Genomic DNA, 12,909 nt, shown 5'->3' on the forward strand with positions numbered 1-12,909 from the left:
ACATCGAATGCAGGGTGTTCGCCGTCGCAGTTCTCTCGTAAGTGTGCGACGCAAAGCCCATGCTGAACCCGTGCCATGCGCGAACGCGTCATCCCGGCCAAGCGCGGCCCGGGCGAAGTCGACACGCAGACCGCCGCCAGCACGCCAGCGGCAGTCGGTCATGCGCTCCGGTTAGTGTTCGAGCACGAACGCGACCGGCACCCTCCCCAGCGCAGGCACGGCGCGACCGTCGCGCATCGCCGGCTGGAAACGCCAGGCGCGCTGCACGTGCCGCTGCGCTGCCCGGTCGAGTGCGTGATGGCCGCTGCTGGTCGCCACCGCAACCTCGACCGGATTGCCGTCGATATCGACGTGCACATCGAGCACCACCGTCCCCTGCAGCCGCTTGCGCAGTGCATCGCGCGGATACGGCGGTGGCGGAGCTGTGAGCGCGCGCAGCGCGGCCCCGGCCGTGGGCAGATCACCGGTGCCGCCGCTTTCTTGCACGGCGTCGGCAGGCGGCACGCCCTCGACATCGCCGATCTCCGCGTGGATGTCACCGATCGCAGCGGGCGTCGTTTCGAATGCAGGCACGGCGATGCGCGGCCGGGGGTCGGGCACCGGGGAGGATTGGGTCGGTCGGGTCTCGACAGGCTGAGGCTCGGGCGGCGGTACGGGTCGCGGCTCGAGGCGGCGGATCTCGACGACCTCCAGCTCGTCGCGTGGAGCCTCGTCGGCGATGCGCGGTGCAATCGGCACGAGCAGCAGCAACATCACCAATGCGTTCAACGCGATTGCGCCGCATCCGGCGCCGATGCGTGTGGCGTCGAGCGCCCGAGCGGAACGGATGGAACGGGTCGGGAAGAACAGCGTCTGGGCCATGCAACACCTCCGCGGGTCGTGTGCAGACTCGAACGCGCGAGCGGACGCGGCGGGGTTGAGGCGGACAAAAGAATTTTGAATTGAAAGCGAGTCAGTGGCGCGCCGAGGACTGAGATCGCCGTCGCCGCATGCAGCTCGTGGCGTTGGCATTGACAGGCGACGCAGCAGCGCCGCGGCAGGCGCTTTCAAGGCGGGCGACTCACCCCAGTCATGCACGCCGCTCCAGGATCAATACGTCCTATGCCTCACGCCGCAGGAAAAAAGCACAGCTTCCTGCGCACGAGGCAAGGCGGTGCTGGCGCACGCGGCCCCGCGCTCGACGCTGTCAGCAGCACGGCGCCGCGGATGGCGGCGCCGCCGCGCGGATGGCCGCTCCAACGCGGCACCCGCAACGCATGCGGCCGTTGCCGGCCCGCATGCATCCGCCCTGATCACTCGTCGGTGGGGTTCGGCGTTACTGTGGGGTTGCGGTTCAACCCACCGGCCTCGGGATTCGGCAGGTGGCCGAACTCCGCACCGCGCGCGTCTTCCAGATGCTGCGGCACGTCCTCCTTGCTGCGGGGGTTCGCGTCGTCATAGCCGGGGTTCGCGCCCGGGCGCGGATCGACGGGCGGGGTGGTGGATTTATCAGGGGAGTTCATCGATTACCTGCCAAGTTCGAATACAACGTCGATGTTCTTCGCCAGCACGTTCTCGCCCGGTGACACCGGCGTGTCGGCCATCGCTTTTTCCATGCGCATGTCGGCCATCGGTACCGGGCCAGGGATATCGATGCGTCCGCCTTCGCTGATGCTCACGATCCGGCGCACCCGCATGCCGAGCGCTTCGGCATACATGCGGGCACGGGCCTGGGCTTTTTCGAGCGCACCGCGCCGCGCCTCGTCGAGTGCCGAGTCGCGGTCGGCGATGTCGAAGCTCGGGCCGTTGATCTGGTTCGCGCCGGTCGCAACCAGCGCATCGAGGATCTTCCCCAGCCGCGACAGGTCGCGCACGGTCAGCGTCACGTTGTTGCTGGCCTGGTAGCCGGTGATCGTCGGCGGCGCGTTCTCGGCGTAGCGATACTGCGGGTTGAGGTTGATCCCGCTGGTCTGGATGTCGCGTGCCTCGATGCCGGCGGCCCGGATGGCCGCAACGACCTTCCGCATCTGCTCGGCGTTGTCGCGCATCGCGGCATTCGCGTCGCCGGCCTGGGTGACGACGCCGGTCGAGATCGTCGCGATGTCGGGTGCGCGTCGCACCTCGGCCTGCGCGGACACCGACAGCAGCGTGCCGTCGGTGGTCGGGACCGCAGTGCCCGAGGGCGCCTGTGCCTGGGCGGAACTCATGGCGGTAACTCCGAGTGCAATGGCGAGGACGAGGCGGTGCAGCGGCTTTGGCAACCGGAACATAGGCACTCCGAAGGTGATGGAAGGGTCTGGCCCGTCCGGTGAACGGGCCGTGAGCCCTGACGGGGTTACGAAAGGTGCATGCTCGGGCGTGGAGTCAGCGCAGGTTATGCTTCCGCCGATGCTCTACCTTGCCTCGAAATCTCCACGCCGCCGCGAACTGCTGGCCCGACTGGGCGTCGAGTTCGAAGTGCTCGATGTCGACGTACCCGAGGTGCGCGGCGTCGACGAACCGGTGTTCGATTACGTGCGTCGTGTCGCCATGGAAAAGGCCGAAGCCGGGCTACGCCAGGCCGAGGACGACGCGCTCGTGATCGGCTCGGACACGGAGGTCGCGCTCGGCGGGCGCGTGTTCGGCAAGCCTCGTGACGGTCAGGACGCGCTCGAGATGCTGGCCGAGCTGTCCGGGCGCACGCACCACGTGATCACCGCGGTCACGCTGGCCGGCCGCGTGCGCGTGACGCATGCGCTGGCCGTGTCCGAAGTGACGTTTGCCGTTCTGACCCCGGCCCAGATCGCCGGTTACGTCGCTACCGGCGAGTTCGAGGGTAAGGCGGGGGCATACGCGATCCAGGGCGCGGCCGAGGCATTCATCCGCCGACTTACCGGCAGCTATTCCGGCGTGATGGGCCTGCCGCTTTATGAAACCGCGAAGCTGCTCGGCGATGCCGGGCTTGGTCCGCACGCGGAGGCCGAGCCGGCATGAGCACGCGATCCACACGGCCGACCGCCGAAGCGGCATCGACCGCAATAGCGGGGCCGCATGACTGAAGAGATCCTGGTCAACGTCACGCCGCGCGAAACGCGCGTGGCCGTCGTCGAAAACGGCATGCTGCAGGAGCTGCACATCGAGCGCGGCTGGCGCCGCGGCGTGGTGGGCAACATCTACAAGGGCAAGGTCCAGCGCGTTATGCCGGGCATGCAGGCCGCGTTCGTCGATATCGGGCTGGAGCGCGCGGCGTTCCTGCATGCGGCCGACATCATCAAACCGGCGCCGGTGCCCGAGGGTGAAAGCGACGAGGCGCCGCTGCCGCCGCAGCCGACCCGGCCAATCGCCGAGCTGCTGCGCGAAGGCCAGGACATCATCGTCCAGGTCGTCAAGGATCCGATCGGCAGCAAGGGCGCGCGGCTGACCACGCAGCTCAGCATTCCCTCGCGCTATCTGGTGCTGCTGCCGCGAACGCGCGTCATCGGCGTGTCCGCGCGCATCGAGAACGAGGCCGAGCGCAGCCGCCTGAAAACGCTGGTTGCTGCGCTTGCGCCGGCGGGTGCGTACCTGGGTTACATCGTGCGCACGAACGCCGAAAGCCAACCCGAGGAAGCGCTTGCCGAAGACATCGCCTACCTCAACCGCGTCTGGGCACTGATCGAGGAGCGCTCGGTGAGCGCGCGCGTTGGTGGATGCGTTTACGAGGATCTGAGCCTGCCGCTGCGCGCGGTGCGCGATCTGATACGGCGCGATGTCGAGAAGGTCAAGGTCGACTCGCGCGAGACCAGCGACCGGCTGAAAGCGTTCGCCGCGCAGTACATGCCCGGGCTAGCGGAGAAGATCGAGCATTACGCCGGGGCCCGCCCGATCTTCGACCTGTACGGCGTCGAGGACGAGATCCAGCGCGCGCTGCAGAAGCAGGTGCCGCTGAAGTCGGGCGGTTACCTCGTGATCGACCAGACCGAAGCGATGACGACGGTCGACATCAACACCGGTTCATTCCTCGGTCAGCGCAATCTTGAGGAAACTGTCTACAGAACGAACCTCGAGGCTGCGCAGTCGGTCGCGCGTCAGCTTCGGCTCCGCAATCTAGGCGGCATCATCATTATCGACTTCATCGACATGACCGATGCCGAGCACAAGCGGCAGGTGCTGCGTCAGCTCGAAAAAGCGCTCGCACGCGATCATGCCAAGACCACGGTCTACGATTTTTCGCCGCTGGGCCTGGTCGAGATGACGCGCAAGCGAACGACCGAGAGTCTGGAGCGGCAGCTCAGCGAGCCCTGCCACGAGTGCGCCGGTCGTGGCACGCTGAAGACGCCTGAAACGATCACGTACGAAGTCTTCCGTGAAATCGTGCGGCAGGTGCGCCAGTTCGATGCGCAGCGGCTGCTCGTGATCGCATCGCCGAAGGTGGTCGCGCGCATCACCGAGGACGAGTCGGCCGCGGTGGCCGAGCTCGAGGAGTTCATCGGCAAGTCGATCCGCTTCCAGGCCGACGAGCAGTACGCCCAGGAGCAGTTCGATGTCGTGCTGCTCTAGGGCGGGCACGCTGAAGCGCAATGCGCGTGGATACGGAACCGCAGGCCGCCATGTGACTGGTCGCGTTTCCGGGTGCGGGCGTTCTGCCGCACCTTCGAGCGAAGGCTGATGGTCCTGCTTCGTCGCCACTTGCGCCTCGTTCGCCGCGGGCTGGCATACGCGCTGGTGTCGACGCTGATCCTGGTTGCGGTCGTACTGGCGGTCGCCAACCAGCTGCTGCCGCTTGCCGAACAACACCCTGACCGCGTTGCCGACTGGCTCAGCGATCGATCCGGCCGGACCGTGCGGTTTGATGGGGTGCAGACCGACTGGACCCGCCGCGGGCCGGTCCTGACGCTCGACAACCTGCGCGTGGGCGAGGGCGCGAGGTCGTTCCTGGTTGGCGACACCGAAATGCTCGTGTCCGTCTACGCCGGCCTGCTGCCGGGCCAGCCGCTATCGGAACTGCGGCTGCGCAATGTCGATCTGACGCTGGAGCGTCTGCCGGACGGCCGTTGGCAGGTCCGCGGCCTGCCGGGGCAGCAGCAGGCCACGGGTGATCCGCTCGCCGCGCTCGAGGGCCTCGGCGAGCTGCAGGTCATCGGCGGCCGGCTCGCCGTGCTCGCGCCGGAGCTCGGCATCGAAGCGCGGATTCCGCAGGTGGACATGCGCCTGCGCGTCGATGGTGATCGCGTGCGCGCCGGACTCAAGGCCTTCGTGCGGCCCGGCGGGCAGCCGCTGGACGCCGTGCTGGACCTCGACCGGCGCCGCGGCAACGGCGAGGTGTACGCGGGCGCGCCTGACGCCGATCTAGCCGACTGGTCTTCGTTGCTGCACGTCGCGGGCGTGTCGGTGCGTGACGGCAGCGGCCGGGCAATGGCTTGGGCCAAGCTGCGTTCGCACCGCGTCGAGCAGGTGACCGTGGACGCGGCGCTCGAGGACGTGGTGCTTGCGGGCGCAGCACTGGACGGCGCCGTGCCCCAGGTGCGGTACGCAAACGTCGAGGCCCGGGCGCGCTGGCGTCAGGGACCGGAGGGCTGGTCGCTTCACGCACCCCGCTTGCGCATCGGCGACGCCGAGCGCATGCAGCAGCTGGACGGGCTGGGCGTGGCCGGTGGACGCAAATTTGCGCTGCAGGCCGCGCGGCTGGACGCGGCGCCGCTGGTCGAGCTGGCAACGCTCAGCGACCGCCCGACGCCCCAGTTGCGCCGATGGCTGCGTGCGGCGCAGCCGCGCATGACGTTGCGTGACATCGAAGTCGCCGGCACCTCGGCCGCCTCGATGCGCGTGCAGGCACGTATCGACGGCTTGGGCTTCGCGTCGGTTGCGGGCGCGCCCGGAATGGACGGGCTGGCGGGCCGCTTGCAGGGCTCGCAGGAAGGCTTCGCGCTGCAGCTCGACGGGTCCGATCCGATGCGCTTCGACTGGCCGCGCGCGTTCGATGCCCCACACGTCGCCAGGTTGCGCGGCGAGATCGTCGGTTGGCCGGATGGCGACGGTTGGAAAATCGCAACGCCGGCGCTTCATGTCGACGGCGAGGGATATGCACTCGGCGCACGCGGCGGCCTTGCGTGGCAGGGTGATGGCTCGCGGCCGCGCATCGATCTGGCCGTCGAGGTCGAAGAAGGCTCGCTGCCGGTCGCCAAGCGCTTCTGGGTGCGCCACGTGATGCCTGCGCCGCTCGTGCAGTGGCTGGACACCGCGCTGGTCGGTGGCCGCATCGAGCGCGGGCGCGCGATCGTTTCAGGCGATCTCGACGACTGGCCGTTCAAGGATCACAACGGCCGCTTCGAGGCATCGGCGCATATCGCCGGTGCGACGTTGAAGTTCCAGCCGGAGTGGCCCGCGGCGGAAAACCTCGAGGCCGACGTGCATTTCCTGGGCGACGGCTTCACCGTCGAGGGGCAGGCACGCATCGGCGATGTCCACGTTCAGGCGCTGCGTGGCGGCATCGATCATTACAAGGGCGGCCAGCTGCTCGTGCAGGCCGAGGCGCGCACCGATGCTTCCCGGCTGCTGGCGCTTCTGCGCAACAGCCCGCTCGAGCGGCAGCATCGCGAGACCTTCGCGAACCTCACGGCAAGCGGCCCGGCGGCCGCGACGTTCCAGCTGACCCTGCCGATCCAGCGCGGCGCGAAGGTCGGGATCGAGGGCGCGATCGCGCTGGAAGGCGCGAAGCTGGCGGACCGGCGCTGGAACGTCGCCTTCGACGCCGTACACGGCCGCGCGGAGTACTCACAGGCCGGCTTCCGCGCAGATGACCTCGCCGTGCGTCACGACGGCCAGCCCGGCCGGCTATCGCTGCGGGCCGGCCGGCCGTACGTGCGCGGGCCGGGACATGTTTTCGAAGCCGCACTGGATGCGAGCGTGCACGCGGACGAGCTGATCGACCGCGCACCGGCCGAGCTCGCATGGCTCAAGCCCTATCTGGAGGGCCGCTCCGCATGGAGCGTCGCGGTCGCCATCCCGGAGGGCGGCGGCGGCCCAACGTCGCTGCGGCTGACCTCGAACCTGGTCGGCACGTCGCTCGGTATGCCGGCGCCGTTGCGCAAGCCCGCTGGAGCGGCGCTCGCAACCGTGGTCGAGGCACCGTTGCCAGTCGGCAGCGGTGATGTGCGCGTAACCCTGGGCCAGCTTGCCGCGGTGCGGGCGCGCAGCCAGGGTGGGCAGACCGGTGTACGCGTCGTGCTCGGCCCGACCGGCGCCGTCGAGGCCCCGCCGGCGAGCGGGCTGATCGCAACCGGACGCGCGGCGAACCTCGACGCGCTGGACTGGGTCGCGCTCGTGCGTGGGGATGGCCAGCGTGCCAGTGGCGGCAAAGGCGGGCTCCAGCTGCAGCGCATCGATGTCACCGCGCAGCGACTGGGATTGTTAGGCGGAGTGTTCCCCGATGCGCGCGTGACGGTCGCACCGTCGGGCGCCGGCACGGCCGTGCGCGTCGATGGCCCGGCGCTCGAGGGCGCGCTGACGATTCCCGAGGCGGACGGCGCCGCGATTACCGGGCGGTTCGAACGCGTGCACTGGCGCAGCGCGAAGGCTGCTGGATCGCGCGGTGCGGGCGCCTCGAGTGCCGCGCCGGCTTCGACTACCGGCGCTCCGGCCTTGGCGACCGCCAGCTCGCCTGCGGCGAAGGGAGCGGTCGATCCCGCCGCCATCCCGCCCCTGTCGTTCGACATCGACGATCTGCGCGTTGCGAACGCAAGGCTGGGTCAGGCCCAACTGCGTACCCGCCCCGTCGGACCGGGCCTGCGCATCGAACGGCTGCAGGCGCGCACCGCTGGCCAGCGAATCGACGTTACTGGCGACTGGACCGGCCGTGGCGCGAGCGCGCGCACGCGGCTCGATGCCGCACTCGCAAGTAAGGATTTTGGCGCGCTGATGACCGGGCTGGGCTTCGGCGGGCAGCTCGGCGGTGGCGAAGGCTCGGTCAAGCTCGCCGCGGCCTGGGACGGAAGCCCGGCCGACTTCGGCCTGGCCTCGCTGGACGGCCGGTTGCAGGTCGACGCACGTGATGGGCGGCTGCTCGAGGTCGAGCCCGGCGCGGGCCGTGTGCTCGGACTGCTGAGCCTGGCCGAGTTGCCACGCCGGCTGACGCTCGACTTCCGCGACTTCTTCTCGAAGGGGTTTTCGTTCAACACGCTGGCCGGCACGGTGGTGTTTGCCGACGGCAACGCGCGCAGCGACGATCTGCGCATCGACGGGCCTGCCGCTTCGATCGAGATCGAGGGCGTGGCGAACCTGCGTACCCAGCGCTTCGACCAGACCGTCGAGGTCAAGCCCAAGGCCGGCAACCTGTTGACCGCGGTCGGTGCGCTTGCAGGCGGCCCGGTTGGCGCTGCGATCGGCGCGGCCGCGAATGCGGTGCTGCGCAAACCGCTGGGCGAAATCGGCGCGCGCACGTACCGGGTAACCGGGCCGTGGCGCGAGCCGAAGGTCGAGGTCGTCACGCGCGAGCAGAGCCGCGTGTTGTCTTCCGCCGAGCCCTCCGGTTGAAGCGCGCCACGCGCACCGCCAGATAGGTACGGTGGGTATCCGCCCATCGCGCGAATTGCCGCCACCGTCACCCCGCATCGGCTGTGATCCGGGCGTGTACGTCGACGGTCGACGACGCGGCGCTGCCGCTGTGAATCCTGCTTCCGAATCACCAACCACGGCTTACCGATGACCCTTCCGATCCAGCTCGCCGAATCCCGCCTCCTGCTGCCTGCCGGCCTCGACGCCGGCGACCTCGACCATGCGTTCGGCGCATTGCTCGGGCCGGGCATCGACTTTGGCGACCTCTACTTCCAGCACGCACGACGCGAGAGCTGGACCGTCGAGGACGGCATCGTCAAGGACGGCGCGCACTCGATCGAACAGGGTGTCGGCGTGCGCGCGATCAGCGGTGAGAAAACCGGGTTTGCGTATTCGGATGAGATCAACACCGATGCGCTGCTGGCCGCGTCGAAGTCCGCGCGGGCGATCGCGCGTGAGGGCAACACGCAGGCGCCGGGGCAGCTCGTGCGTGGCGGCGGGCGCGCGCTGTACAGCGCCGACGACCCGATCGATGCGATGCGCAACGAGGACAAGGTCGAGGCGCTACGGCGTATCGACCGGCTCGTACGCGCAGCCGATCCGCGCGTGAAGCAGGTCGTGGTCAGTCTGTCCGGCGGCGTCGACACCGTGCTGATCGCGCGCAGCGACGGCGTGCTTGCCGCGGACGTACGTCCGCTCGTGCGCTTCAACGTGCAGGTGATCGTGGAGCAGGACGGTCGGCGCGAGTCGGGTTACGCCGGCGGCGGCGGGCGCTACGCGTATACCGAGCTGTTGGGCGAGAAGGCCGAGCACCTCGCACGCGAAGCGTTGCGCCAGGCGCTGGTCAATCTCGAAGCGGTCGACGCCCCGGCGGGCATCATGCCGGTGGTGCTCGGCGCGGGCTGGCCCGGCGTGCTGCTGCACGAGGCGGTCGGCCACGGGCTTGAGGGCGATTTCAACCGCAAGGGCACCAGCACCTATTCCGGCCGCATCGGCCAGCGCGTGGCGTCGCCGGGCGTGACGATCGTCGATGACGGCACGCTCGAAGGCCGCCGCGGTTCGCTGAACATCGACGACGAGGGCACGCCGACCAACTGCACGACGCTGATCGAGGACGGCGTGCTGGTCGGCTACATGCAGGACACCCTCAACGCGCGCCTGATGGGCATGGCACCGACCGGCAACGGCCGGCGCGAGTCGTTCGCGCACCTGACGATGCCGCGCATGACGAACACCTACATGCTCGCTGGCCCGCATGACCCGCAGGAAATGATCCGCTCGGTGAAGAAGGGCCTGTATGCCGTTAATTTCGGCGGCGGGCAGGTCGATATCACCTCGGGCAAGTACGTGTTCTCCGCGACCGAGGCCTATCTGATCGAGGACGGCAAGATCACCGCGCCGGTGAAAGGCGCGACGCTGATCGGCAACGGTCCGGAGACGATGCAGAAGGTGCGCATGATCGGTAACGACCTCGCGCTCGACGAAGGCGTCGGCGTGTGCGGCAAGGACGGGCAGAGCGTGCCGGTCGGTGTCGGCCAGCCGTCGCTTCTGATCGACGGGCTCACTGTAGGCGGCACCAAGGCCTGAGGGCCGCGCCCGGTACGAAACGGCCTTGCGGGGCGTGCGACGAGCTAGGAACTGACAGGAGACGGCTGGAGAGTGACAGGCAAAGCGCGAGCGACGGTCTGCAGGCGGCCACCGGTGGCGAAGGCGATTAGGCCGTGGCGCCAGTTGGCGAGCGGCCGCGCGGCGAGTCGCGTGTCGCGCTCAGTCCGAACCGACCCCGTCTTCGTCCCCTTCGTCCGACGCGTCGTCGGCATCGTCCGAACCGCCCGCCGTGATCAACAGGCGCAGCTCCCGGTACAGCTCGCGGTACGCACGCGGCGGCTTGTTGCGCGTGCGCTCGTCGATCGAATTACGCACGAGCTGGCGGATGTGCTGGCGGTCGGCTGCCGGGTGCTCGTCGAGCAGCGCGGCAAGCGCAGCATCGCCCTCGTCGATCAATCGCTCGCGCCAGGCCTCGACGCGGTGCATCGCAGCGACTTCGCGGCGCGCGGCATCACCGTGTTCGTCGAGCGCATCGCGGATCGCCTCCAGTGTCTCGTCGTCCTCGCGTCGCATCTGCTTGGCCAGGTAAGCAAGCTGGCGCTTGTGCGCGATGTGCGCGGTGATGCGCCGGCATTCGCGGATATGCGGCAGCAACGATTCTGGTACAGGCAGTTTGGCAAGCTGCGCATCGGTCAGCGCAACGAGCTTCTGCCCGAGTCCGAGCACTTCCAGCGCTTCGCGCCGGTTCTGGCTGCGACTGGAGTCGAGGAATTCGCCGGTTTCTGGGTCTCTGCCGCGCATGCTGTGGGCCTTCACATTGAGAAATCCGGCCAGGGATCGCCGGTAGCTGCGAACGGACTCGCATGATCGAAAGGATAAGACATTGGACGTGACTACCCCCGCATCCACGGCCTCGGCATCGATCGCGTTCGGCGATCCCCAGGCGCGGCTCGACGCGCTGGCCGACATTTCGCAGCGCCTGCTCGAACGCTGCCGCGAGCGCGGCGCGACGCAGGCCGAGGTGTCGTGCTCGGAAGAGGCCGGCCTCAGCGTTAACGTGCGCATGGGCGAAGTCGAGACCGTGGAATCCACGCGCGACCGCGGCATCGCGGTGACCGTCTACTTCGGCCAGCGCAAGGGCAGCGCCAGCACCGCCGACCTGCGCGAATCCAGCCTCGACGCGACCGTCGAGCAGGCCTGCGCGATCGCGCGCTACACCGAGGACGACCCGGCCGCCGGCCTCGCCGATCCCGCGCTGATGGCGACCGACCTGCGTGACTTCGACACCTGGCATCCGTGGGCGATCGACGCCGACCGCGCGGTCGATCTGGCGCTTGCGTGCGAGAACGCCGGGCGCGAATCGGACAAGCGCGTGGAGAACTCGGACGGCGCGTCCGTAGGCAGCCACGAAAGCCTCGGCGTCTATGCGAACTCGCACGGGTTCATTGGCCGCGAGCGCACCACCCAGCACACGCTCGGCTGCGCCCTGATCGCCGGCCGGGGCGACGACATGCAGCGCGACGGCTGGTACAGCGTGGGCCTCGCCGCGGAGGATCTCGAAGCGGCGTCGGCGATCGGACGCAAAGCGGCCGAACGCGCGGTGTCGCGTCTGTCGCCGCGGCAGGTGCCGACCGGTGAGTACGCGGTGCTGTATTCGGCCGAGATCGCGCGATCGCTGATCGGTCACCTTGTCGGCGCGGTATCGGGCGGAGCGCTGTACCGGCGCGCGAGCTTCCTGCTCGACAGTGTCGGCACGAAACTGTTCCCCGAATGGTTCCAGATCTATGAGCGTCCGTTCCTGCGGCGCGGCCTGCGCTCCAGTGCGTTCGATGCCGAAGGCGTCGCGACGCGCGAGTCCGCGCTGGTCGAGAACGGCGTGCTGCAGCGTTATGTGCTCGGCAGCTACTCGGCGCGCAAGCTGGGTCTTCAGACGACAGGTAACGCCGGTGGCATGCACAACGTGCACGTCGCCGCGAACGCAGGCGATTTCGAATCGCTCGTGAAAACGATGGGCCGCGGGCTGCTCGTCACCGAACTCATGGGGCAGGGCGTCAATACGATCACCGGCGACTACTCCCGCGGCGCGGCGGGCTTCTGGGTCGAGAACGGTCAGCCGCAGTACCCGGTGGACGGCATCACGATCGCCGGCAACCTGCGCGGCATGTTCGAAGCGATCGAAGCCGTCGGCAGCGACGTCGACCCGCGATCGCACGTGCGTACGGGCTCGATCCTCGTCGGCCGCATGACGGTTGCCGGCGAATAGCCCCGTACCGTCTGCGACGGGGCCATGCCATCAGTTGGCTTGCCCCCGTCGCGCATGAGCGCAATATCGGGGACAGGCCGGAGTGGTTCCGGCGGAGGGCTCCGAGATGCATCCGATCGATTCCGCACTGCAGGTACAGCCTGCCGAGAATGAGCGCCTCTGGGCCGCGGGAGCGCACGTGCTCGCGCTGCTGCTTGCGCTGATGACCAGCTGGATCGTCGGCGCGGCCGGCGTGTTGGGCGGGCTGGCCGTCTATCTGGTCAAGCGTGACGATTCGCTGTTCGCGGCGGACCACGCGCGCGAGGCGATCAACTTCAACCTCAGCATGTTCCTGTACACCTGCGCCGCATTCCTGATCGGCGGCCTGCTGATCGGTGCCACCGTACTGACGCTGGGGCTGGGCATCATCGTGACGCTGCCGGCGGGCCTCGTCCTTCTGGCGGCGGTCGCCGCGATCGGCGTGCTGTGGCTGGTCTGCAGCGTGATCGCGACGATCAAGGCGTTCAACGGCGAGCCCTACCGCTATCCGCTGACGATTCGCATGGTGCGCTGACCCTGCAGTGCCGCCTCGCCGTGGTCGAGCGCGAAGCGCGCGTCTTGACCTCGAC

General features: G+C 68.9%; 10 protein-coding genes. 6 read left to right on the forward strand and 4 right to left on the reverse strand.

Going from position 1 to position 12,909, the window contains the following annotated elements; genetic code table 11:
* Window positions 1–171: 171 nt before the first annotated feature.
* From ACFFGH_RS14175 to ACFFGH_RS14185, 3 genes are all read right to left on the reverse strand, one after another.
* Window positions 172–861 (reverse strand): energy transducer TonB, encoded by a 690-nt coding sequence (locus ACFFGH_RS14175; RefSeq protein WP_386669312.1) that lies wholly within the window; start codon window positions 859–861, stop codon window positions 172–174.
* 431 nt (window positions 862–1,292) lie between these two features.
* The gene (locus ACFFGH_RS14180; RefSeq protein WP_386669313.1) at window positions 1,293–1,502 is read right to left on the reverse strand and encodes a hypothetical protein; all 210 of its coding nucleotides are present in this window, start codon (window positions 1,500–1,502) and stop codon (window positions 1,293–1,295) included.
* Window positions 1,503–1,505: 3 nt separating this feature from the next.
* Entirely contained in the window at window positions 1,506–2,249 is a 744-nt protein-coding gene (locus ACFFGH_RS14185; protein ID WP_386669315.1) for an SIMPL domain-containing protein, read from the reverse strand.
* 118 nt (window positions 2,250–2,367) lie between these two features.
* Here ACFFGH_RS14185 and ACFFGH_RS14190 point away from each other — a divergent pair, with 118 nt between their 5' ends.
* The 4 genes from ACFFGH_RS14190 (at window position 2,368) to tldD (ending at window position 10,077) form a co-directional block, all read left to right on the forward strand.
* Window positions 2,368–2,952: a Maf family protein gene (locus tag ACFFGH_RS14190; RefSeq protein WP_386669317.1), complete on the forward strand. Its 585-nt coding sequence runs from the start codon at window positions 2,368–2,370 to the stop codon at window positions 2,950–2,952.
* Between the two features lie 57 nt (window positions 2,953–3,009).
* Complete coding sequence (rng, locus tag ACFFGH_RS14195) at window positions 3,010–4,497, forward strand: ribonuclease G (RefSeq protein ID WP_386669319.1); 1,488 nt, start codon at window positions 3,010–3,012, stop codon at window positions 4,495–4,497.
* Between the two features lie 108 nt (window positions 4,498–4,605).
* Complete coding sequence (locus ACFFGH_RS14200) at window positions 4,606–8,469, forward strand: YhdP family protein (RefSeq protein WP_386669322.1); 3,864 nt, start codon at window positions 4,606–4,608, stop codon at window positions 8,467–8,469.
* Between the two features lie 168 nt (window positions 8,470–8,637).
* The gene (gene tldD / locus ACFFGH_RS14205; protein WP_386669324.1) at window positions 8,638–10,077 is read left to right on the forward strand and encodes a metalloprotease TldD; all 1,440 of its coding nucleotides are present in this window, start codon (window positions 8,638–8,640) and stop codon (window positions 10,075–10,077) included.
* Between the two features lie 180 nt (window positions 10,078–10,257).
* On the opposite strand, the gene yjgA is transcribed toward tldD, so the two are convergent.
* The gene (yjgA, locus tag ACFFGH_RS14210; protein WP_386670218.1) at window positions 10,258–10,839 is read right to left on the reverse strand and encodes a ribosome biogenesis factor YjgA; all 582 of its coding nucleotides are present in this window, start codon (window positions 10,837–10,839) and stop codon (window positions 10,258–10,260) included.
* A 121-nt stretch (window positions 10,840–10,960) separates the two neighbouring features.
* Between yjgA and pmbA the strand changes: the two genes are divergently transcribed.
* Together pmbA and ACFFGH_RS14220 are read left to right on the forward strand one after the other, a co-directional pair.
* The gene (gene pmbA / locus ACFFGH_RS14215; RefSeq protein WP_386670220.1) at window positions 10,961–12,301 is read left to right on the forward strand and encodes a metalloprotease PmbA; all 1,341 of its coding nucleotides are present in this window, start codon (window positions 10,961–10,963) and stop codon (window positions 12,299–12,301) included.
* A gap of 106 nt (window positions 12,302–12,407) precedes the next feature.
* On the forward strand, window positions 12,408–12,854 hold the full coding sequence (locus ACFFGH_RS14220) for a DUF4870 domain-containing protein (RefSeq protein ID WP_386669327.1): 447 nt from the start codon (window positions 12,408–12,410) through the stop codon (window positions 12,852–12,854).
* Window positions 12,855–12,909: the final 55 nt, after the last annotated feature.

It is taken from the genome of Lysobacter korlensis, from assembly GCF_042434515.1.